The organism is Actinomyces mediterranea (assembly GCF_900155595.1).
GTDB lineage: Bacteria > Actinomycetota > Actinomycetes > Actinomycetales > Actinomycetaceae > Pauljensenia > Pauljensenia mediterranea.
In genome coordinates this window covers 937,972-959,163 of sequence record NZ_FTPB01000004.1, presented here as the reverse complement: position 1 = coordinate 959,163, position 21,192 = coordinate 937,972, and the positions used below count along the sequence as shown (strand labels likewise).

Sequence of the window (21,192 nt, the reverse complement as noted above, 5' to 3'; positions counted from 1 at the left end):
GGACGAAGATGCCCATGCGGTGTGAAACACTCTGAACGCACCAATAGACGTGCTGCACGCATTCGGCGTCCAGTCGGCAGAACATGAAGTGGGGTCCTCATGAACTCATCCGCCTTCAACCCCTCGATGCGGATCGAGCCGATCGTCCTCAGCGACGAGGCGACCGTCGTCGCGCAGTTCGACCCCGCCCCGCAGACCGACACCTCCTACCAGTCCGAGGTCGCCCTCGAAAAGGAATTCATCGCGCAACTGAGAAGGCAGGCCTACGAGTACATCGTCTTCGACTCCGAAGCGGCGATGATCGCCAACCTGCGCGCCCAGCTCGAAGCCCTCAACCACTACGCCTTCACCGACTCCGAATGGGAGCGCTTCTTCGCCGAGAAGATCGCCGGGCGCTCCGACTCCATCCTCGAGAAGACCCGCCGCATCCAAGAGGACCACGTCCAAGTCCTCATCCGCGACAACGGAGAGACGAAGAACATCTCCCTCATCGACAAGCAGCACATCCACAACAACCGGCTCCAGATCACCAACCAGTACGTCGAAGAGGGCGGCGCTCACGACACCCGCTACGACGTGACGATCCTCGTCAACGGCCTGCCCCTCGTCCATGTCGAGCTCAAGCGCCGAGGTGTTGCACTCAAAGAGGCCTTCAACCAGATCAACCGATACCAGCGCGACTCCTTTTGGGCGGGCTCGGGATTGTTCGAATACGTGCAGATCTTCGTCATCTCCAACGGCACCCACACGAAGTACTACTCGAATACGACGCGCGCAGACCACATCACCGACGATCGTCCCGGACGCCCACAGGCCAAGGCCGCATCCTCCGACTCCTTCGAATTCACCTCATGGTGGACGGATGCGCGCAACCACCAGATCACCCGACTCGAGGACTTCACCCGCACCTTCTTCGCCAAGCACACGATCCTCGCGATCCTCACCCGATACTGCGTCTTCACCGTCGGCCAGAAGCTCCTCGTCATGCGCCCCTACCAGATCGCCGCGACCGAGGCGATCCTCCAGAGGATCCGCACCTCCACCATCCAGAGGACCCCGGGCACCCTTGAGGCCGGCGGCTACATCTGGCACACCACCGGATCGGGCAAGACCCTCACCTCTTTCAAGACCGCGAAGCTCGCCGCCGGGATGCCCGACATCGACAAGGTCCTCTTCGTCGTCGATCGCAAGGACCTCGACCACCAGACGATCCGCGAATACAACCGCTTCGCTGCTGGAACAGTGTCGGCCAATCAATCCACCAGGCAGCTCGCCGCCCAGATCAACGACCCGCAGGTCCCGATCATCGTCACCACCATCCAGAAGCTCTCGAACTTCGTCGCTTCACATCGCGGACACGAGATCTACTCCGGGCACGTCGTCCTCATCTTCGACGAATGCCACCGCAGCCAATTCGGCGACATGCACACGGCGATCACGAAGGCCTTCACGAACTACCACCTCTTCGGATTCACCGGCACCCCGATCTTCGCCGAGAACGCCGGAAGCGGGAGCATCCACCTGCGCACCACCGAGCAGGCCTTCGGCGACCAGCTGCACTCCTACACGATCCTCAACGCCGTCGCCGACAAGAACGTCCTGCCCTTCCGCGTCGACTACATCGACACCTTCCACCACGGCGAACAGGTGCAGGACCAGCAGGTCGTCGGCATCGACACCGCCGCCGTCTACCGGGATCCGCGTCGGATCGCCCAAGTCGTCGCCTACATCCGCGAGCACTTCGACCAGAAGACGAAGCGCCACGCCTCCTACACGATGGGGGAGAAGCGCCTGCGCGGCTTCAACTCGCTCCTCGCCACCGAATCCATCGCCGCGGCCCGCGACTACTACGCCGAATTCGCCCGCCAGCAGGAGCACCTGCCTCCGGATGAACGCCTGAGCGTCGGCATCATCTACTCCTACGCCCCCAACGCCGAAGCGCCCGGAGACGCCCTCGGAGAGGAGAGCGTCGACCCCAGCGCCTTGAGCGCCGACGACCGCGCCTTCCTTGACCGTGCGATCGAGGACTACAACCGCGCCTTCGGAACGAACTACGACACTTCGGCCCAGGGCTTCGAGGGGTACTACGAGGCCGTCGCGAAGTCCCTCAGCGAGCGCGAGATCGACCTCGTCATCGTCGTCAACATGTTCCTCACCGGTTTCGATTCGAAGACCCTCAACACCTTGTGGGTCGACAAGAACCTGCGCACCCACGGGCTCATCCAGGCGTTCTCACGGACCAACCGGATCCTCAACGCCGTGAAGTCCTACGGGAATATCGTCTGCTTCCGTAACCTCAAGGATCAGGTCGACGAGGCGATCGCCCTCTTCGGCAATAAGGAGGGCGGGGGCTCCTTCCTCATCCGCCCCTATGGCGAATACCTCGGGGAGTACATCAGCGCCGTCGACGAAGTCCGTGGCTTCCCGACGGATCGGTTGATCTTCTCAGAAGAACAGCAGAAGGCCTTCATCGCGACCTTCTCCACGCTCCTCAGGCTGAGGAACATCCTCACCTCCTTCGACGACTTCGCCGCCGACGATCCGATGGAGCCTCGCGAATTCGACGACTACCGGGGTGTCTATGTCGACTTGTACAACGAGATACGCCCTCGGGCGGGGGAGGACAAGGTCCCGATCAACGATGACCTCATCTTCGAGATTGAACTGGTCAAACAGGTCGAGGTCAACGTCGACTACATCATCCGCCTCGTCGAAGAGCACAAGGCCCTGCACGGTGATGCCAAGGACAAGGAGATCCGCGCCGACCTCTCGCGAATGGTCAACGCCAGCCCCTCGCTCTACTCCAAGCGCGACCTCATCGAACGCTTCCTCGAATCCTTCACCCTCGGCCAGGACGGCGGGGCCCTCTGGGAAGCGATCCTCGGGGCCGCTCGCACGTCGGAGGCCGAGGAGATCATCGCCTCCGAGCGCTTGCAGCCCGAAAAGGCCAGGGCATTCCTCGCCAAGTCCCTGGAGCGCGGCTTCGTTGCCGAGGACGGCACGGAGATCCTGTCGATCCTCCCGCCGATTTCCCGCTTCGCCAAAGCCGCGGACGGGGAGTCCCGCGCCGAGAAGAAGGCCCGCGTCATTGCCAGACTCAAGGCCTACCTCGATAGGTTCCTCGGAGCCTAAGGGAGATTAATGCCTCCAGAGGTGTCGGAAGCATACGATGACATGGAGATCGGGGAGAATCATGGGTATGACGCTTCCTGAGCCCACTGACCTCACCGGTGTCGCCGACTCCTGCGACCTCGCCCTCGTCGCCGTCGACATGGACGGGACCCTCCTCGATGACGAGAAGAACTTCCCCGACGGCCTCGACGAGCTCCTCGACGAACTCGACCGGTGCGGCATCGTCTTCGCACCCGCCTCGGGGCGCCAGGCGTGGACGCTGCTCGATCTGTTCCCCGATCGTCCCGATATGACGGTTATCGGCGAGAACGGGGCGATCGTCATGAGGGGAGGGGAGGAAGTCTCCTCCAGCCCCGTCGACCACGAGACGATCGACCGGGCGATCGACCTCGTCCGCGAGGCCGTCGCCACCGGGATCGACGGAGGACTGGTCCTGTGCGGCAAGCAATCCGCCTATGTGGAGCGCACGGACGATCGCTTCGTCGATGAAGTCATGCCCTACTACCACCGCACTGCGAAGATCGAGGACCAGCACTCGGTGCTGCGCGCCATGGAGAGCGGTGAGATTGACGACGACATCGTCAAACTCGCCATCATGTGCCTCGATCCGGTGCTGCCCCTGGCTGAGCGGACCCTTGCCCGCTTTGCCGACACTCACCAGTACGCGGTGTCCGGGCTCAACTGGGCGGACCTGCAGATCCGCGGCGTCGATAAGGGCTGCGCGGTGCGCGCCCTGCGCGAGGCCCTCGACATCGGGCCCGAGCGTGCGGCCGCCTTCGGGGACTTCCACAACGACTTGTCGATGTTCGACGAGGCCGACTGGTCATTCGCAATGGCCAGTGGTCACGCGGATGTCATCGGGGCTGCTCGCTACATCGCGCCATCGAATAACGAGGGCGGCGTCGTGACCGTGTTGAGGACGCTCATCGGGCTCGACTGAGCAGGGCCGCACAGTTATCCACAGCTGTGTACACACCTGGGGATGAACAACACGTATGTAATTCCACGAGGGTCGTTCCAATGCGGAGCGGCGCGCGTGAAAACAGTGGACAAACCCGTGTGAAAATGAAGGATTGTTGGAATTCTGCGGCTCGCGAGCCTCAGCCGAGGACCTCGAAGATCACCCGGTAGGTGAGGGCGATGAGTCCGGCGAGGGCGGCGAACATGCCGAGCGTCGTCCAGATGGCTTTGCGCTCCTGGGCGCGGGCGGTGACACCCGGGCGGGGCCTCCCGATGCGCAGGTACACCCACGTGACGGCGAGGCCCGCGATGAGGCCGCCGAGGTGGGCCTGCCAGGACACGCCCGACGCGATGAAGCCGTAGAGCAGGTTCACGCCGACGAGGATGGCGACCGACCTCGTATCGAGGCCCGCTTCTCGCTGAAGCAGGAATACGGCTCCGAAGAGCCCGAAGACTGCGCCCGAAGCGCCGACGGTGGCGGCGAGCAGAGTAGAGGGCTGAACGACTCCCCAGGCGAGGACCGCCCACGAGCCGCCGATCGCACTGAGAATGTAGAGGGCGGCGAAGCGCCAATGCCCCAACGCCGCTTCCAGAGGCCTGCCCACCCAGAACAGGGCGAGCATATTGAAGGCGATGTGGAAGAGGCCGGAGTGCAGGAATGCCGTTGTGAGGAAGCGCCACGGCTGGAGGTAGGCCGAGCCCGGGGTGAACAGCAGGAGTCTGTCAATGGCGGGGGCGATGAAGCCGAGGGCGAAGAGGGCCACGCACACCGCGATGATCGCGTTCGTGACGACGGGGCCGCGCGCCGACAGTCGGCGCTTCGACCTGCCCGCACAGTCGACGCAGATGGAGCGCACTTCGGTGCGGATCGCGCAGTCGATGCACATGGGGCGATTGCAGCGCTTGCAGTAGTCGATGGAACGGGCGCCGGGATGGCGCGGGCAGTCCGGCGCAGCATTCGGGTTCGAGCGCTGTCCGTAGGTGGGCATCGACATGGGGGCTCCTCAGCGGTGGTGACGAGGTCGGTGTGGACGCCGGGTGAGACGCCGCGGGGCGGAGCCGACGGCCCCGCCCCGGCGCATACTCACAGGCGATCAGTCGGTGATGGTGACCGACTCGATGACGACATCCTGGACGGGGCGGTCATTGCGACCGGTCGCAGTCGTCGCGATCGCGTCGACGACATCCTTCGAGGCCTGGTCGGTGACCTTCCCGAAGATCGTGTGGTTACCGAGCAGCCAGGGCGTCGCGGCGACGGTGATGAAGAACTGGGAGCCGTTCGTCCCCTTGCCCATGCGCTTGCCCGCATTCGCCATGGCGAGCAGGTAGGGCTCGTTGAAGTTCAACTCGGGGTGAATCTCATCATTGAACTGGTATCCGGGGCCTCCGGTTCCGGTGCCAAGCGGATCTCCGCCCTGGATCATGAAGCCCGAGATGACGCGGTGGAAGATCGTGCCGTCGTAGAGGGGGCGGGTCGTCTTCTGGCCGGTCGACGGGTCGACCCACTCGCGCTCGCCGCGTGCGAGGGACACGAAGTTGTTCACCGTGTTCGGCGCGTGGTTGGGGAACAGTTCCAGGGTGATGTCACCCATTGAGGTGTGCAGTGTTGCTTCCATGGCTCCATCGTTCCAGAAACGAGGGCGGCAAGCATGACGAGCGTCGAAAAGAAGTCCTCCCGTGGGCTGCAGATCACATCACTTCGTAGCACAATAGAGGGAAGTGGCGTCTGGCGGCGCCTCCACCACTCCAGACAGATTCGGAGACATCATGGCCAATACGCCGAACTTCGACACGGACAAGCTTCGCTTAGAGGCTCTGCAGCTGCGCGACGCCGTCGCACTGCACGCCGGCCGAGTGGCCGTCAAGGCCACCGACCTCGCTGAACAGGGAATCGACTGGGCGGCGCCGCGCGCACAGGCCGCCCTCGCTCATGCGATCGAACGCGCCACCCCTGCCGTTGATGATGCGGCGGTGCGTGCGCAGGCCGCCCTCGACAGGGCGAAGCCCGCCATTGAGCAGGCGCGGGTCGTCGTCGTCGACGACTATCTGCCCCGCATCAACCGCGCAGTCGCCGAGGGCGGGGCCGCCCTCACCAGCGACGGCACTCTCGCCGCCCGCGCGCGCCGTGCCGGCGAACTCTCCCAGGTCGCACTGACCACTCCTACCCGCAAGGTCCGCAAGAAGCGCCGCTTCCTGCGCGCCATCGGGTGGACCGCCCTGGCGGGGACCATCGCCGGAGCGGGCTACATCCTGTGGAAGCGCAGCCAGCCCATTGAGGATCCCTGGGCGGAGGAGTACTGGGCCGATCTCGAGACCGATTCCTTCGTCCCCGCCACCGAGGCCGAGAAGGTCGAGGGCGTTGCACAGGCCGCCCTCGATGAGGACTGACGCCTGACAGCTCACTGACAAGAGGGGCTCGGACGGATGAGAATCCGTCCGAGCCCCTCTTATTGCGGGCGCGTCAGCGCCAGCGCAGGGTCATGAGGAAGCCGACCAACATGATGGCCAGGCCGATCACCATATTCCACCAGGAGATGGTGGGGATCGGGTAGGCGCCGCCGGAAATGTAGTACACCATCAGCCACACCAGGCCGAGGATCAGCAGGGTGACGAATGCGGGCGCCCACCAGCGTGGGCTCAGCGGAATGCCCTCGGTCCATGCATGGAGCTCGGTATCGTCTGCGGCTTCCCTGCCGTTCTTCTTACGCTTCTTCGACTCAGCCACGTCACTCCTTGACACTTGTATCCGATGGTATTGATTACCGGGTCGTGTCGCGGAAACGACACCATTCGTAGCGTAGTCTTCCAGTAACGGCTAGCAAAAGTTCGACACGGAGGAGGGTGCAATGACCGACCCGTCATCGTCGCACTCCGACACGGGAAAGATGGCCGCGGGCTCATCGCGACGACTCTCAGCGCGCTCAGCGGCCTCCATCCTCATCGTCACCATCGCCTCCGGCATGCTCTTCGCCGTCTCCGCTTCGACCAACCGCGACACCGAGGCGAATGACGCGAGCCTCGTCGCCCTCGTCAAGTCCACCCAAGAGGGCGTCGCCGACCTCGACGCCCAAGTATCGGGCCTGCGCGCCGACCTCGCCGCCTACTCCGTCGACGCCGAACCGGCCGCCTCGACAACTGTGCCCGGCATTTCGACGCGCACGGTGAGCGGCCCGGGCGTGCGCATCACCCTCACCGACGCGAACCTCGATTCGATCCCCGAGGGTGCGACCGCGAACGACCTCGTCATCCACCAGCAGGACATCGAGGACGTCATGAACGCCCTGTGGAACGGCGGGGCAGAAGCGATGACCGTTCAGGGGGTGCGCGTCACCGGCAGAACCGTCATCCGATGCATCGGCAATGTCATCCTCGTCGATGGGGAGTCCTACGCCCCGCCCTATGTCATCGAGGCGATCGGCGACATCGACTCCTTGAAGAATGCTGTGAATTCCAACCCTCGTATCGTCAACTACAAGGAATATGTGACACTCTACGGGTTGGGCTGGACAATGGAGAGCTCGGACGACCTCTCCTTCCCGGCCGCGAACACGAAGACGACGAATTCATACGCACAGGTGGTGGACCATGATGAGTAGACGCCGAGGGGCGGCGCACGCCGGGAGGTCATCGCGCTCATCGAGCATTGTCTCCAACATCCTCGGGGTCATCGGTGAACTGCTCATCACCGCCGCCCTCGTCCTCGCCGGATTCGCATTCTGGCAGCTGTACTGGACGTCCTACCAGGTCGAGGGACCCCGGGCCGCCGCCATCGAGAAGTACTCCCAAGAGCACCGGCCCACGACGACGAATGCCGGAGAGGTGCGCACAGACGACCCGCCCCCATTCGACAGGGAAATCGCCGACAATGAGATCTACGGCCTCATCCACGTCCCCTCGTGGGACTGGATGAAGATCCCGCTCGCCGAGGGGACCTCCTCCTACGTCCTCGACCAGGGATTCGCGGGCCACTACAAAGAGACCGCGCAAGCCGGCCAAATCGGCAACTTCTCCGTCGCCGGCCATCGGCGCACCTACGGCAATAACTTCCGCTGGATCGACCGGCTCACCGACGGCGATTCGGTCATCGTCGAACTCGACACGCACTACCTCGTGTACACGATGCGCAGCCACGAGATCGTCGCAGCCGACGACCCTGAGAATATCCGCGTCGTCGCCCCCGTCATCGGGGACATCACCTTCAGTCAGGCCCCCACGGAGCGCTGGATGACGATGACGACGTGTCACCCCGAGTACGGCAATTCGGAGCGCTACATCGTCCACCTCCAGTTGGCGTCGTGGACGCCGAAGGACACGGGCGTTCCACTCGAGCTCGTCGACGAACCCGCTAGCTGATCTCGAAAGGAGCGACGCGTGTACGCATGGATTTTCCGGCACCTGCCCGGCCCGGTGTGGCTGAAGGTCATTGAATTCGCCGCCCTTGTCGGGGTTGCCGTGTGGGTGCTGTTCACCTGGGTGTACCCCTGGGCGCAGGAGTACTTCGAGTTGGGATCCGCCGCCGTCTGAGCGCTCGCGGAACGCGCGCGTGCTGCCATCGGAGGCGAGTACAGGCTGGCGAGCGGGTTCATGGAGAGAGGGCGGGGGCGTATTCCCTCCCTCTCAGTCGCGGCGTCAGTGCCCGGAGTTCGTCCCCCCGGTCTGCCCCGTATTCGACGTGCCTCCGGTATTCGATGCGGGTTTTTTACCCTTGGACACGGTGACTATCACCGTCGACCGCTGAGGCACGATCGAGCCCTCGCCGGGGCTGACAGAAATGACGTATCCCTTCTCAACCGTGTCTGAGTACTGCTCCTCCACGGTTGCCGACAGCGTCAGATTCGACAGCGCCGCAGACACGGCGGCCTGCTCCATACCGACGATGCCGGACTGGATGACGACCTTGCCCGAGGCGAGTGTCAGCGTCACCGAATCGCCCTTCTTCGCTCTTTCACCAATGGCGGGGACTGTCGTAGTCACGTGGTTCTGCTCCTGGGAGGGGTCGTCGGCGGTTTCGACGGAGCCGACCTGCAGGCCCACGTCGGCGAGCTTCTCGCGAGCCTGATCCTGCGTCATGCCGATGATGTCAGGGATCGTCACATTATCCGAACCCGAGGAGAGCTTGCCGGTGACAGTCTCACCCTTCTTCACCTTGGATCCCGCAGACGGGTTGAGTTCAGCGACGCTGCCCTCGCTGACACTTTCCGATGCGACCCTTTCTGATGAGGTGCGCCACTTCAGCCCAAGGGCCTCAATCGCCGCCTGGGCCTCTTCGGGCTTCATGCCGATGAGGTTATCCGGGATCGTTACCGACGCGGATCCGCTCGACAGTTTCACTTCGACTGTTGAGCCCTTTTCAGCGGAGGTCCCCGACGCGGGGTTCGTCTCGGCAACATTCCCCTCGGGGACCTCCTCAGAGGAGACCGTTTCGCTCGAGATCGCGAAGACGAGGCCTGCGGCCTCGATCGCCGACTTCGCTTCTGCTTGAGTCATGCCGACGAGGTTGGCGGGAACGGCGACCGTCTCCGTCTGCTGCCCGCCGGTGTTGGTCAGCGCATACCAGATGCCCGCAATGAGAAGGACCGCGATGACGATGACGCCGACAATGGCGCCGGTGTGCTTCTTCTTCTGCTCCTTTTCGCCATTGATCGCGGCGATCGTCGAGGTCGCAGTGGAGGGGCTGAGAGCGGCAGCGGGAAGAGTCTGGGTGGGTCCTACTTCCTCCGTTGGCGGTAGTTTCGTCGTCTGCTGCTCCCACACGGCGACATCGGGTGCACTGACCCGCCCGTCATGGGAGGCGCGCATGAGGTCGGCCATCATGGAGCCCGCCGAGGTGTAGCGCTCGTCGCGATCCTTCGCGAGGGCCTTCATGACGACGCGGTCCAGAGCCTCGGGCACGTCCGGGGTGATCGACGAGGGCGTCGGTGCGAGCTGCTGGACATGCTGGTACGCCACCGACACCGCTGAATCGCCGATGAATGGCGGGCGGCCCGTGAGCAGTTCGAAGAGGACGACGCCGGTCGAGTATAAGTCCGAACGCGCATCGACCTGCTCGCCGCGCGCCTGTTCGGGGGAGAGGTACTGGGCGGTGCCGACGACGGCATTCGTCTGAGTCATCGTCGCCTGGGAGTCGGTCAGGGCTCGGGCGATGCCGAAGTCCATGACCTTCACCTTGCCGGTGTTGGTCAACATGATGTTGCCCGGCTTGATATCGCGGTGGACGAGGTGCTGGGCATGGGAGTATTCGAGGGCGGACAGGACGCCGGAAACGATCTGGATGGCTTCATTGATCGGCACGGGGGTGCCGTCCGAGAGCAGTTCTTTGACGGTGTGCCCTTCGACGTATTCCATCACGATGTAGGGGACGGAGAGGGCCCGCCCATTGGCTCCTGTGACGATCTCTTCGCCGGTGTCGTAGACGGCGACGATATTCGGATGGTTGAGGGAGGCAGCGGATTGTGCCTCCCTGCGGAAACGAGCAAGGAACACGGAGTCTTGTGCGAGGTCGCTCCTCAGCATTTTGATCGCGACTGTGCGCGAGAGTCGCCAGTCGAACCCCAGATGCACTTCGGCCATGCCGCCGCGCCCGATGAGTGAGCGCACCTCATACCTGCCTGCTAGACGGCGAGCGGAGTCAGCCATGTCCGAACCTCCTCGTGAACGTGTGAACCCTGTCCGATGATGGACGTGAGAGAGCCTAACTTGTTATGGACGAAATACGCGGCGATCGCGATCATGACACAGATAATGAGGGCGATGAGCATGCCCCGAAGGAACCGCTTGCCCAGGGGTACGGGCGGTGCGACGACCGAACGATTATAGGCGGTCGGCGCGATGGGGGTCTCGTGAGCCAGCCCTGCTGCTTTTTCCGACACCGCGTACCACATTCCTTGCGGCAGGGGCCGCGGGGTCCCACTCCTGGGCTCTGGGAATCCCTGCGGCAATGCACTGTGCGTGGAGGCTGTGGTCGCGTCGGAGTGCTTGCGCCGATTGGATGATTGTGAACGCTTCGACACGGTGGACGATGAGCGCGTCGGCTGCCACGGCATTGTGAGCTCGGGTTCGGGCAGACGGCCCTTGCGCGCGGCCACGGGCAGCAGTTCGGGGGGCATGTCAAGGGTGCGTTCCAGCGGCTGCTTGACGTCGGAGGCGTGCAATCTGGCCGCCGCCAGTCCCGTCAGGTGGGTGACTTGCGGCTCCGCCGCAGATTCGCGGGGTGCGGGGGGGCGAGGGGCCTCTTCGCGTCGGGCTTCTTCACGTGCCCGTGCGCGCTCGCGCAGGCGGGCGACGAGGGCATTGCGACGCTGGGCGTTCGGGTCGCCCCCCGCGGTGTCATTGGGTGTGGGACCCGCTTCGGGAGCAGGCGCCTTGGCGGCGGCCTCATCGGAGTGAACGTGGGACTTCGCAGCGTCGGGCGCCGGGGCAACGGGCGCTGACGCAGCGGGAGACGCGGTAACAGGTGCTGACACGGCAGGCGCGGCGGCTTCGGGCGCGCTCGTCTCGGCGGGGACGACTGAAGGGGCGGCCGGGTGCTCATCGCGCAGGCCCGCGGGCTCTTGCAGCATCGAATCGGGGAGTTGGCGCTTGCGCACATGGCGCACCGGTGGCAGCGAGGACAGCGCCGCGGACACGGGATCGTCCACTTCCCCCGAAGCTTTGGGCTCGGGAAGGGGGTGTGCGCTCACGGGGATGCCCATCGCCCTTGCGGCAGCTGACAATTCGCGCACGACGGCGACTCCGGATTCCGGCCTCTTGGAGGGATCCTTCTCCAACAGGTGCAGCACGACATCCGCGAAAGGCTGTGGAACATCCGACGGCAGGGGCGGAACAGGGTCGTTGACGTGCGCGAATGCGATATCGACCTGGGTGTTGCCGGTGAAGGGGCGCCGACCGGAAGCGGCCTCGTAGGCGATGATTCCGAGGGCGTAGAGGTCGCCGATAGAGGTCGCCTCCTCTCCCATCGCCTGCTCGGGGGGCAGGTACTGCGCCGTTCCCATGACCATCCCGGCGGCGGTCAGATCCACCTGGTCGGAGGCTCGTGAGATCCCGAAGTCCGTCAGTTTCACCATTCCATCGGAGCGGACGAGGACGTTCGCGGGCTTAATATCGCGGTGGACGACACCCGCCTGTGCGGCAGCCCCCAACGCCATGGCGATCTGCATGAGGATCGGCAGCAAGTCCACGGGTTCAATACGCGAACCGCCCCGCAGGTAGTGGGTGAGGGGCTTGCCCTCAACGAGCTCCATGATGATCCAGCCGCGCCCGTCCTCTTCGCCAGAATCCTGAACGTTGGCGATATTGGGGTGCTGGATGCTCATCGCATTGCGGGCCTCGAGGCGCAGCCGCGACAAGGAGAGTTCTTCTCCGGACAGCTCCGACTTGAGGACCTTCGCGGCGACGAGTTGACCGGTTTCGCGGTCGCGCGCCTTCCACACCTCACCCATACCGCCCTGAGCGATGGGAGCGAGCAGTGTATAGCGTCCGCCGAGGACGTGACCGGCTGAGTTCTTGATGCGCTGTGGGCTCATTTGACACCTGCTTCCAGGAGAGCACGGGCGATCGGGCCGGCGACGATGCCGCCATGGGGCGCAGGATCGGACTCGTCGCCCTCGACGATGACCGCGAAGGCGATCTGAGGGTCGTCCGCGGGTGCGAACCCGACCGCCCAGGCGTTGGCGAAACCATCGACCCCGGTCTCGGCGGTGCCCGTCTTCGCGGCGACGGACACGCCGTCGAGGGCCATTGACGTTCCCGAGCCGTAGGGCGCGGAGACGACGGACTTCATCATCTCCGTCACCTGATTCGCCACATCGGCGGATACGGGGGTGGATAGCGCCTTCGGCGTGGTTTCAGACTGGACCTGCAGGTCGGCGTCGACGATCCTGTCGATGAGGTAGGGCGTCATCATCGTCCCGTCATTGCCGATCGCTTGGGCGATCTGCGCCATCTGCAAAGGTGTGGCTTGGACGGAGAACTGCCCGATGGAGGTCATTGCGAGCTGAGCGGGATCCGTCTGGTCGGGGAAGGTGGAGGGGGTGACAGATAGGGGAATCGCAGAAGCGGTGCCGAAACCGAAGCGCTTGGCAACACCGGATAGTTGATCGTGGGTGAGATTCTGCGAGGCGATGAGGAAGGTGGTGTTGCAGGAGCGGGCGAAGGCCTCCTCCAGCGTCGGATTGCCGTCCCCGCAGGTCGCCGAATCGATATTCGACACCGTCGTCTGTGTGCCGGGCAAGACCGTCGACACGGGGGATTCGAGATTCGTCGTCGCCGTCGCCACCCCGTTTTCAAGGAGAGCGATCGTCGTGAGGATCTTGAAGGTGGAACCCGGGGCGTAACGGTTGCCCGCAATCGCCCGATTCGACAGGGGATCTGAGGGGTCCACCGCCAATGCTTCGTAGGCGTCATTGACTGCAGCGGAGTCGAAGGCGGTGAGCGCATTGGGGTCGTAGCTCGGCGATGAGTACAGCGCCAGGATCGCTCCCGTTTTCGCATTGAGGACGACGACGGCCCCCTTTCGGTCGCCCAATTGTTCGGCTGCGATCTGTTGGAGAGTCGAGTCCAGCGTGAGCACGATGCCGCCGCCCTGGCGATTCGCCCCCGTGAACAGGTTGCGCAGTCGCTGGGCGAGGAGTGCATCGGATTGGCCGTCGAGGACGGACTCGGCCGCCGCCTCAAGGCCAGTCGCCTGTGAGAACGCTGCTGAGAAATAACCGGTGACGGAGGCGTAGAGGGGGCCTTGCGAGTAGGAGCGCTGAAAGCGCGTCGATCCTTCGAGTTTCGTCGACGAGGCGACGGCACTCTCCCCGACGATGATGGGCCCGCGGTCTGTTTCTGCGGCGTGCAGGATCGTGCGTTCGTTGCGCGAATCGGCGTTGAGCGAGGGCGTCTGGAGGAACTGGTTATTCGTCACGGCCAGTCCGAGCATCGCGAACATGGCGAGGATGACGATGAAGAGTCGGCGGATCTGACGGTTCATAGCGTCCGCTCCAAACCGTCGGGGTGGATTCCCGAGTTCCACGGGGAGGGGGTCGCGGCAGGCCTACGGGCGGCGTCGGAGATCCGGATGAGGAGTGCGACGGTGAGCCACGAGGACACCATTGATGAGCCTCCGGCGGCCAGGAATGGCGCAGTGAGACCCGTCAGGGGGATGAGGCGGGTGATGCCGCCAAGGACGACGAAGAGTTGGATTGCCAGGGAGAAGCTCAAACCCGTTGCGAGGAGTTTGCCGAAGCCGTCTCGCACCGAGATCGCGGCGCGCAGGCCCCGTTCGATGAGGACGAGGTAGAGCAGCAGGATTGCCGCGAGCCCGGTCATCCCCAGTTCTTCGGCGAGCGAGGAGAGAATGAAGTCGGAGTTCGCCAGCGGCACGAGCTGCGGGTATCCGCGGCCCCAGCCGGTCCCCATGAGGCCGCCTGACGCCTGGCCGAAGAGGGACTGGACGAGTTGGTAAGAGCCTCCGATCTTCTCGTACACGTCATTGTCGAGGGCGTTGATCCACACGGTGAAGCGGTTCGCGACATGCGGGAATGCCCTGATCGTCACGAGCACTGCGGGAACGAACATGACGAAGCCGATGATGAGCCAGGAGACCCTATTCGTCGCCACGTACAGTATTGCGACGAAGAGGCTGAAGAAAAGCAGCGACGTGCCCAGGTCCCGCTGGAGAACGAGGATCGCCACGCCGATCATCCACACCACGAGGATCGGTCCGAGGTCGCGTGCGCGTGGCAGGCGGATCCCGAGGAGTTTGCGCCCTCCGATCGCGAGATTGTCGCGATTGGTGACGAGATATCCGGCGAAGAACAGCGCGAGCGTGATCTTGACGAGTTCACCGGGCTGGAATGACATCGGCCCGACGCGGATCCACACGCGGGCGCCGAAGGTCTCCTGACCGAGCCCGGGGATCATCGGCAGGAGCAGAAGGATGAGTGAGATGACGCCGAAGGTGTAGGTGTAGCGGCGGAGGATCCGGTGATCGCGCAGGAGGACGAGAGTCAAAGCGGCCGCCGCTATTGCAATGCCGACGAACATCAGTTGGCGCATCCCCACCGTTGCCTGTTCGAGCAGCTCGTACGACATGTCGAGCCGGTAGATCATCGCCAGTCCCAACCCCGATAGTGCGACGGCGATCGGGAGGATCACGGGGTCGGCGAAGGGCGCGAGGATGTGCATGCCGAGTTCGGCGACGAGGGCGAGGGCCAGGAGGACGGCGATGTGCTGCAGGAGGTTGCCGGGGAAGTGCCCCGTCCGGTTAATGCTGGTGAGGACGTAGCCGCCGATGCCGATGGCCAGTGCGAGGATCATGAGGATGATCTCGAGGAGGCGCTTGGGCCTTGCGGGCGCGATGGAGACTGTGGCCATCAGTCCGCCCCCGATTGGGATTCGCTGCCGGATTGGGGCGCTGATCCCGACTGGTTCTGCAAGGGCTGGAGGACCGCGGAGCGCCTCGCAGCCGCGACGCGGAGCTGTTCGACATAGGTGTCGATCTCGTTGCGCGATGAACGGATCACCGGGTCTTTGAGTCGGTCGCGGTCCACGGCCGACAGCTGGGCGAGGGGCAGGTTGGTCACCTCAACGGCGTGGGATAGCTGCCAGGACCCGAGGGATTGGGGGATCCCCTGGTAGATGACGACGTAACCGTCCTCTCCGATGGCGTAGTACTGGGTCTGGGTCCATGCCCAGCCGAGCCACCCGGCGCCGATGATGAGCAGGGAAGTGATGAGGACGACGAGCGGGGCGAGCCACCGCCTGAATGCGGGTTGCGGGTCGTCCTCGTCATCATCGGGGTCGAGGGGGCGCGTCCTGCGCAGTGCGGCGGCGCGGGCCGCGGCTCCGCCCCCTCCGCGGCTCTCAGCATGGCGATCGATCGCCGCGGCGCCGACGATCTGCGGCGTCGACGGGGGGAAGGAGCCGGATGCGACGATGTCGCAGACGATACAGGTGATGTTGTCGGGGCCGCCTGCGCGCAGGGCGAGACGGGTGAGAGCCTCGGCACACTCACCGGGGTCTGTCACCTCTGCGAGGACGTTGCCGATCGTGTCGGGGGAGACGACGCCGGACAATCCGTCCGAACAGAGGAGCCAGCGGTCTCCCAGAATCGCTTCGCGCATCGTCTCATCGGGGCTGACATCGGCTTGGGCGTCGCCGAGGATCTTCAGGACGACATTGCGATTTGGGTGGTGCTCGGCCTCTTCAGGCGTGATCTGCCCCGTTTCGACGAGGTATTGGACGAAGGAGTGGTCCGTTGTCACTTGCGTGAGGGTCGTTCCGCGCAGCACATAGGCGCGCGAGTCCCCGATGTGGACCATCGCGAGTTTATTGCCCGACCTCATGAGGGCGATGCACGTCGTCCCGAGGCCCCTCAGGTCCTTGTCTCGCGAGGAGCGATCCGACAATTCGTCGTGCGCATCCATGAGGGCCTCGCGCAACAGGGGCAGCATCGACTCGGCCGGATGAGAATCGGTGTCGAGGGGAACGAGGTGCGCGATCGCTACAGAGGAGGCGATATCACCGCCCGCGGGCCCGCCCATGCCGTCGGCGAGGACGAGGAGATTGGCCCCCGCATATCCGGAATCCTGGTTATTCGATCGGACCAGGCCGACATCGGATCGGGCGGCGCAGTGGAACTCGACGGGCTGGATCGGCATGTCACCTCACCAGTTCAAGAGTCGTCTGACCGATGCGAACGACATCACCGGCTTTGAGCAGGCGCGGCTCGCTCAAACGCTCATCGTCAACGAAGGTGCCGTTGCGCGAGCCCAGGTCCTCGATCCACCAGCCCTCATCGGAGGGCGCCAGGCGCGCATGGCGGCTCGACGCGTACTCGTCTTCGAGGACGAGCGTCGAGGCGGGCGAGCGGCCAATGATGAGAGGAGACCCCGTCAGGGGCATGACGGTGCCGACAAGGGGGCCGCCGGTGAGGAGGATGTTGTGCGGCGCTTCGTCCATCGCACCCGAGGCGCGGTCGGCGAGGCGGGACTTCCGACTCTCCCTGCGCCGCTGATCGGCCTCTTTGCGGCCCTTGCCGCGTGGGGTGACGACAGTGCCGAAGACGTCGCGGCGCAGCGTATTGACCGCTCCGAGGACGAAGATCCATAGGAGAATGAGGTAGCCGATCCGAAAGACTGTGAACGCGAGATCCGTGGTCATTGATCACCGTCCTCCGGGTGCGTCCAGAAGAAGATCGTGGTGCGTCCGATGACGATCCGATTCCCGTCGAGGAGGGTCGCCGCCTCGACCTTGTGCCCTTCGACGAAGGTCCCGTTCGTGGAGCCGAGGTCAGTGGCGATGACTCCGGTCGGAGTGATCCTCAGTTCGAGGTGGCGCCGGGAGACCCCCGAGTCGGAGACGACGATATCGGCTTCGGAGCCGCGCCCGATGACGGTGACGGGCTCCGTCAACAGCCACTTCTCGCCGTCAATGTCGATGATCGGATGCTTGGGCGAGGGGGAGGAAGCGGTCGCGGGTGCTGCCGCGCCCCGCCGGTTCGAGGACTGGACGCTGAGCTGACCGGTCATCTCCTGGGGGTCGACGACGAATTCGACGGTGACGGGGCCCAGGAGGGCATAGCCGCACGATGTCGCGTATTCGGTGGCCTGTTGGGCGAATTCATCCGCGAGGACGTCGAGGCTCGCCTCAAGGGAGTCGAGGTCGGATTGTGCGGCGTGGACGACGAAGCGATTCGCGGCAATGGTGCGATCCGAGGAGAGTTCGTGAGCGGAATCGTCCATGGAGCGGCGAATAGCGGAGTTCACGTCGACGGGCTTGATCCCCGACTTGAAGACGCGAGAGAAGGCGTCGTTGACGCCTCGTTCGACGGCGTTCTCAAAACGGTCGAAGATGCTCATAGTCGTCTCTTCCCATTCCCCCGCGCGCTTCGCGCGACGTACCTTCCTAGTGGGCGCACACGTCCAGCCATAGTCTAACCATTGTTGTGACCTTGAGGGTTGCTGGCTAACCGGCGGATCGATAATTGGGCCTTGAAGCAGCGGGAATCGACCTTTAGTGAGTAGCCTCCCATAGGCTGTCCGGCGAGGCGTGGGGGAACCGGTCGGAGTCCCTGACCATTTCACCCAACCGATCGGTGACGGCGTCAATCGCGTAGCGGATCGCGCCGAGGATCACTTCGCGTCCGCCCAGGGACGAGGCGGTGATCTTCGGGGGGAAGGGGCACACCTGCGCGGATCGCTCGATCAATCGTGGTAGGAATAGGTCGGCGTGGGCGGCGAATCGTCCTCCGATGACGACGCACTCGGGCGCTGTTGCGAGAATCATGGCGTCAATCCCCAGGGCCAATCGGTCGGCGTATTCTTGCACGGCTCGCAGAGCCGTGGTGTCGCCGCCCGCCGCGAGGGGGAAAAGCGCGTCTCGTACGGGCTGCCCGTCGGGGTAGAGCGCCGAGGCGAAGGTTTCTTCCTCGAGCTCGCGCCACTTTAGTTCGGGGAATTCTCCGATGAGGCCCGCGCTTCCCGCGTGCCCCGCGTGGACCCGCCCGTCGATCACTGAAGCGGCCCCCGTGCGCTGTCCCGCGAGGATGTAGAGGACGTCGCTGACATTCGCGGCGGCGCCCTTCCAGGATTCCCCGCGCGCCCCGAGGGCGCAGTCCCCCGAGGAGATGACCCTGGTGTTGAGCGAGGGGCCGAGGCTGTCGGCGAGGTTGAGTCCCTGCCATCCGGGCATGCCCCGGCCTCCGAAGTATGTAACGGTGTTGTCGTCAATGATTCCCGGCGAGGCGACCGCGCACACGAGCGGTTTGTGCGCGTGCGCCGTCAAATCGCGGGCGAGGCGTGCCGCTACGCGTAGTCGCTGCGAAGCGGGGACCTGTTCGTCAATGGGCATCGAGTCCTCGGCGAGGATATCCCCCGAGTATGTCGCGCGCATCGCGCTGATGTGGTGCGCCCCGATGTCGAGGGCGAGGATCGAGGTCGTTGAGGGTTTGAGGCGGAAGTAGGCGGCGGGGCGTCCGATGGCGCGTTGGCTGGGGGCGTCTGTGGGTTCGAGCCACTCCAGGGCTGTGAGGTCCGCGATCACGGCTTCGATCGCCGGGCGGGTGACTCCGGCTTTCGCGGCGAGTTCCGCCATTGTGTGGGGGCCGCTGCCGCATCGGGTGATGACCGTGAACATGTTGTGCCTGCGTTGGATGCGCCGTTTCTGCGCCATCTCGGGCCGCCTTGTCTGCTTTGAGGGGTGAATCACTTGCACATTAATAAATATAATATTATAACTATGTGCGTAGTTGAGCTCGCGTGAGACGGTCGATGACGCCCCATCTCTCACGAGGAGCGGGAAGGGAACTGTGGAACAGTCCTCAAGGATGAGCCGCCAACGCAGGACCGAGCGACGAGTCGCGTACCTCTTCATCGTCCCGGCCTGTGCAGGTTTCATCGTCTTTTACCTTGTCCCCATGATCCGCGGGGTGCAGATCAGTTTCACTGATTGGGATTTACTGCCCCCCGCACGGTGGATCGGACTGGACAACTACCGGGCGCTCCTCAGCGATGAGCACTTCGGGAACGCGCTGGTCACGACCTTGATCTACGTCATTGTGAACATCGCGACTCAGACGGTCGCCGGACTCGGCATCGCAGTCCTCATGCAGCGCATCAGCCAGTCGATGGTGATCAGATCCCTGCTCCTCGTGCCTTGACTCGTGCCGAACGTCACCGTCGCGGTGATCACCCTCTTCGTTCTGGACCCGAATGTCGGACTCGTCAACCACCTCCTCTCGATGATCGGCACGAGACCGATTGCGTTCTACGGCGATCCGCATCTGGCGATCTTCACCGTCGCACTGGTCAATTCGTGGCGGAACATGGGCTATACCGCCCTCCTCATTTTCGCCGGAATGCAGACTGTCCCCGCAATGGTGTACGAGGCCGCGGAGCTCGACGGGGCGTCGATATGGCGAACATTCCGCTCGATCACGCTGCCGCTGATCCGCCCGATCCTGGTCATGGTCATCGTCGTCTCGATGATCGGCTCGTTCCAGATCTTCGATACCGTTGCGGTCGCGACGAAGGGCGGGCCGATCGGGAAAACCCGGGTCATCTACTTCTACATCTACGAGAAAGCCTTCCAGCAGGGGCAAATGGGGTACGCGGCGGCGATGGCGGTCGTCCTCCTCCTGATCATCCTGGTGATGACCGTTCTCCAGCTGAAAATGACGCGAGCAACCGAAACGGACTTGGACTGACTATGGCTACCCTGACACAGAAGAAGCGCTGGCGGATCCGGCCGGGAAGGATCGTGGGATGGATGGCGCTGATCCTCCTATTGATCGTCACACTCTTGCCGTTCGTGTGGGCCTTGAGGACGGCCTTCACGCCCAATGCCGACATCTTCGACGGCGACTACTCGCTCATTCCGCGCAACGCCTCGTTCATCAACTTCAAGCGGGTCCTGGGACTCGTGTCACCCGAAGAAGACTTGGCCGCAGGCGGAGCAGGGGCCAAGATGTACTTCTGGCTCTACCTGCGCAACACGCTGGTCTTCACGTCACTGCTCGTACTCGGCCAGCTGGTCACGTCGACAATGGCGGCCTACGCTTTCGCGCGCCTGAGGTTCCCGGGCAGAGACATCATCTTCACGATCCTCCTGACCGGAATGATGATTCCGCCCATCTTCATCGTTTTGCCGAACTTCGTTCTGATCAAGAACGCCAATCTCCTCAACACTTTCCCTGGCCTCCTCGCCCCCTACTTCTTCGTCAGCCCCTTCGCCATCTTCTTCCTGCGACAATTCTTCTTGTCGATCCCCAAAGAGGTTGAGGAAGCAGCAAAAATCGACGGCGCGGGGTATTGGCGCACATTCGCGCGCATTATCGTCCCCATGAGCGCGACCCCGATCACAACAGTCGGAATCATTCAGGCCGTATTCGCCTGGAATGAATACCTCTGGCCCCAGCTCATCGGCAAGGAACACGCAGTGCGCCTGCTGAACGTGGCATTGGCCGTCTTCCAGCAGGCGTCACCCTCGACACGGCCCGACTGGGCAGGCCTGATAGCCGCCGCGGCACTCCAGACACTCCCCATGCTGCTCCTGCTGCTGGTCTTCGGCCGTAAGCTCGTGAGTTCGATCGGGCTCACATCGGCGAAATAGAAGTCC

At 63.9% G+C, this 21,192-nt stretch carries 20 protein-coding genes; 9 read left to right on the top strand and 11 right to left on the bottom strand.

Annotated features, from left to right (window positions below; all coding sequences use genetic code 11):
- Positions 1 to 99 precede the first annotated feature (99 nt).
- Together BQ7471_RS08295 and BQ7471_RS08290 are read left to right on the top strand one after the other, a co-directional pair.
- The gene (locus BQ7471_RS08295) at positions 100 to 3,132 is read left to right on the top strand and encodes a type I restriction endonuclease subunit R (protein ID WP_076465508.1); all 3,033 of its coding nucleotides are present in this window, start codon (positions 100 to 102) and stop codon (positions 3,130 to 3,132) included.
- A 67-nt stretch (positions 3,133 to 3,199) separates the two neighbouring features.
- Complete coding sequence (locus tag BQ7471_RS08290; RefSeq protein ID WP_076465507.1) at positions 3,200 to 4,072, top strand: HAD hydrolase family protein; 873 nt, start codon at positions 3,200 to 3,202, stop codon at positions 4,070 to 4,072.
- Positions 4,073 to 4,232: 160 nt separating this feature from the next.
- Here the strand turns inward: BQ7471_RS08290 and BQ7471_RS08285 are convergent, their stop codons facing one another.
- Positions 4,233 to 5,087 (bottom strand): rhomboid family intramembrane serine protease, encoded by an 855-nt coding sequence (locus BQ7471_RS08285; RefSeq protein WP_076465505.1) that lies wholly within the window; start codon positions 5,085 to 5,087, stop codon positions 4,233 to 4,235.
- A gap of 99 nt (positions 5,088 to 5,186) precedes the next feature.
- Complete coding sequence (locus tag BQ7471_RS08280; protein ID WP_076465504.1) at positions 5,187 to 5,708, bottom strand: peptidylprolyl isomerase; 522 nt, start codon at positions 5,706 to 5,708, stop codon at positions 5,187 to 5,189.
- Between the two features lie 151 nt (positions 5,709 to 5,859).
- Between BQ7471_RS08280 and BQ7471_RS08275 the strand changes: the two genes are divergently transcribed.
- On the top strand, positions 5,860 to 6,480 hold the full coding sequence (locus tag BQ7471_RS08275; RefSeq protein ID WP_076465502.1) for a hypothetical protein: 621 nt from the start codon (positions 5,860 to 5,862) through the stop codon (positions 6,478 to 6,480).
- A gap of 73 nt (positions 6,481 to 6,553) precedes the next feature.
- On the opposite strand, the gene BQ7471_RS08270 is transcribed toward BQ7471_RS08275, so the two are convergent.
- Positions 6,554 to 6,817, bottom strand: a complete 264-nt coding sequence (locus BQ7471_RS08270; protein ID WP_076465501.1) for a cell division protein CrgA — start codon at positions 6,815 to 6,817, stop codon at positions 6,554 to 6,556.
- Between the two features lie 121 nt (positions 6,818 to 6,938).
- Between BQ7471_RS08270 and BQ7471_RS08265 the strand changes: the two genes are divergently transcribed.
- The 3 genes from BQ7471_RS08265 to BQ7471_RS11420 are packed head-to-tail and all read left to right on the top strand — an operon-like array spanning position 6,939 to position 8,616.
- Positions 6,939 to 7,688: a DUF881 domain-containing protein gene (locus BQ7471_RS08265; protein WP_235821276.1), complete on the top strand. Its 750-nt coding sequence runs from the start codon at positions 6,939 to 6,941 to the stop codon at positions 7,686 to 7,688.
- Entirely contained in the window at positions 7,681 to 8,445 is a 765-nt protein-coding gene (locus BQ7471_RS08260) for a class E sortase (protein ID WP_083663325.1), read from the top strand. The genes BQ7471_RS08265 and BQ7471_RS08260 overlap by 8 nt, the downstream gene beginning before the upstream one ends.
- An 18-nt stretch (positions 8,446 to 8,463) precedes the next feature.
- On the top strand, positions 8,464 to 8,616 hold the full coding sequence (locus BQ7471_RS11420) for a hypothetical protein (RefSeq protein WP_162841041.1): 153 nt from the start codon (positions 8,464 to 8,466) through the stop codon (positions 8,614 to 8,616).
- A 105-nt stretch (positions 8,617 to 8,721) separates the two neighbouring features.
- Here BQ7471_RS11420 and pknB read toward each other — a convergent pair whose 3' ends face one another.
- The 8 genes from pknB to BQ7471_RS08220 form a co-directional block, all read right to left on the bottom strand.
- Entirely contained in the window at positions 8,722 to 10,728 is a 2,007-nt protein-coding gene (gene pknB / locus BQ7471_RS08255; protein ID WP_076465499.1) for a Stk1 family PASTA domain-containing Ser/Thr kinase, read from the bottom strand.
- Positions 10,704 to 12,614, bottom strand: coding sequence for a serine/threonine-protein kinase (locus tag BQ7471_RS08250; protein ID WP_083663324.1), 1,911 nt, complete (start codon positions 12,612 to 12,614; stop codon positions 10,704 to 10,706). Before BQ7471_RS08250 ends, pknB begins: the two co-directional genes overlap by 25 nt.
- Positions 12,611 to 14,065: a peptidoglycan D,D-transpeptidase FtsI family protein gene (locus BQ7471_RS08245; RefSeq protein WP_076465497.1), complete on the bottom strand. Its 1,455-nt coding sequence runs from the start codon at positions 14,063 to 14,065 to the stop codon at positions 12,611 to 12,613. The genes BQ7471_RS08250 and BQ7471_RS08245 overlap by 4 nt, the downstream gene beginning before the upstream one ends.
- Complete coding sequence (locus BQ7471_RS08240; protein ID WP_076465496.1) at positions 14,062 to 15,450, bottom strand: FtsW/RodA/SpoVE family cell cycle protein; 1,389 nt, start codon at positions 15,448 to 15,450, stop codon at positions 14,062 to 14,064. Before BQ7471_RS08240 ends, BQ7471_RS08245 begins: the two co-directional genes overlap by 4 nt.
- Complete coding sequence (locus tag BQ7471_RS08235; protein WP_076465494.1) at positions 15,450 to 16,736, bottom strand: PP2C family protein-serine/threonine phosphatase; 1,287 nt, start codon at positions 16,734 to 16,736, stop codon at positions 15,450 to 15,452. The genes BQ7471_RS08240 and BQ7471_RS08235 overlap by 1 nt, the downstream gene beginning before the upstream one ends.
- Position 16,737: 1 nt before the next feature.
- On the bottom strand, positions 16,738 to 17,238 hold the full coding sequence (locus BQ7471_RS08230; protein ID WP_076465493.1) for an FHA domain-containing protein FhaB/FipA: 501 nt from the start codon (positions 17,236 to 17,238) through the stop codon (positions 16,738 to 16,740).
- Entirely contained in the window at positions 17,235 to 17,936 is a 702-nt protein-coding gene (locus BQ7471_RS08225) for an FhaA domain-containing protein (protein WP_076465491.1), read from the bottom strand. Before BQ7471_RS08225 ends, BQ7471_RS08230 begins: the two co-directional genes overlap by 4 nt.
- A gap of 154 nt (positions 17,937 to 18,090) precedes the next feature.
- A complete protein-coding gene (locus tag BQ7471_RS08220; RefSeq protein WP_076465490.1) occupies positions 18,091 to 19,248 on the bottom strand; it encodes an ROK family protein in 1,158 nt (385 codons plus the stop codon).
- Positions 19,249 to 19,402: 154 nt separating this feature from the next.
- Between BQ7471_RS08220 and BQ7471_RS11695 the strand changes: the two genes are divergently transcribed.
- From BQ7471_RS11695 to BQ7471_RS08210, 3 genes are read left to right on the top strand one after another with little or no spacing between them, the layout of a single operon-like run.
- A complete protein-coding gene (locus BQ7471_RS11695; RefSeq protein WP_235821275.1) occupies positions 19,403 to 19,735 on the top strand; it encodes a carbohydrate ABC transporter permease in 333 nt (110 codons plus the stop codon).
- Positions 19,736 to 19,738: 3 nt separating this feature from the next.
- Entirely contained in the window at positions 19,739 to 20,281 is a 543-nt protein-coding gene (locus BQ7471_RS11690; RefSeq protein WP_235821274.1) for a carbohydrate ABC transporter permease, read from the top strand.
- Positions 20,282 to 20,283: 2 nt separating this feature from the next.
- The gene (locus BQ7471_RS08210; protein WP_076465488.1) at positions 20,284 to 21,186 is read left to right on the top strand and encodes a carbohydrate ABC transporter permease; all 903 of its coding nucleotides are present in this window, start codon (positions 20,284 to 20,286) and stop codon (positions 21,184 to 21,186) included.
- Positions 21,187 to 21,192: the final 6 nt, after the last annotated feature.

Bases quoted from the DNA above. Each gene is read 5' to 3' on its own strand.
- BQ7471_RS08295 (WP_076465508.1), top strand. From the start codon at position 100: ATGAACTCATCCGCCTTCAACCCCTCGATGCGGATCGAGCCGATCGTC.
- BQ7471_RS08290 (WP_076465507.1), top strand. From the start codon at position 3,200: ATGACGCTTCCTGAGCCCACTGACCTCACCGGTGTCGCCGACTCCTGC.
- BQ7471_RS08285 (WP_076465505.1), bottom strand. From the start codon at position 5,087: ATGTCGATGCCCACCTACGGACAGCGCTCGAACCCGAATGCTGCGCCG.
- BQ7471_RS08280 (WP_076465504.1), bottom strand. From the start codon at position 5,708: ATGGAAGCAACACTGCACACCTCAATGGGTGACATCACCCTGGAACTG.
- BQ7471_RS08275 (WP_076465502.1), top strand. From the start codon at position 5,860: ATGGCCAATACGCCGAACTTCGACACGGACAAGCTTCGCTTAGAGGCT.
- BQ7471_RS08265 (WP_235821276.1), top strand. From the start codon at position 6,939: ATGACCGACCCGTCATCGTCGCACTCCGACACGGGAAAGATGGCCGCG.
- BQ7471_RS08260 (WP_083663325.1), top strand. From the start codon at position 7,681: ATGAGTAGACGCCGAGGGGCGGCGCACGCCGGGAGGTCATCGCGCTCA.
- pknB (WP_076465499.1), bottom strand. From the start codon at position 10,728: ATGGCTGACTCCGCTCGCCGTCTAGCAGGCAGGTATGAGGTGCGCTCA.
- BQ7471_RS08250 (WP_083663324.1), bottom strand. From the start codon at position 12,614: ATGAGCCCACAGCGCATCAAGAACTCAGCCGGTCACGTCCTCGGCGGA.
- BQ7471_RS08245 (WP_076465497.1), bottom strand. From the start codon at position 14,065: ATGAACCGTCAGATCCGCCGACTCTTCATCGTCATCCTCGCCATGTTC.
- BQ7471_RS08240 (WP_076465496.1), bottom strand. From the start codon at position 15,450: ATGGCCACAGTCTCCATCGCGCCCGCAAGGCCCAAGCGCCTCCTCGAG.
- BQ7471_RS08235 (WP_076465494.1), bottom strand. From the start codon at position 16,736: ATGCCGATCCAGCCCGTCGAGTTCCACTGCGCCGCCCGATCCGATGTC.
- BQ7471_RS08230 (WP_076465493.1), bottom strand. From the start codon at position 17,238: ATGACCACGGATCTCGCGTTCACAGTCTTTCGGATCGGCTACCTCATT.
- BQ7471_RS08225 (WP_076465491.1), bottom strand. From the start codon at position 17,936: ATGAGCATCTTCGACCGTTTTGAGAACGCCGTCGAACGAGGCGTCAAC.
- BQ7471_RS08220 (WP_076465490.1), bottom strand. From the start codon at position 19,248: ATGGCGCAGAAACGGCGCATCCAACGCAGGCACAACATGTTCACGGTC.
- BQ7471_RS11695 (WP_235821275.1), top strand. From the start codon at position 19,403: ATGAGCCGCCAACGCAGGACCGAGCGACGAGTCGCGTACCTCTTCATC.
- BQ7471_RS08210 (WP_076465488.1), top strand. From the start codon at position 20,284: ATGGCTACCCTGACACAGAAGAAGCGCTGGCGGATCCGGCCGGGAAGG.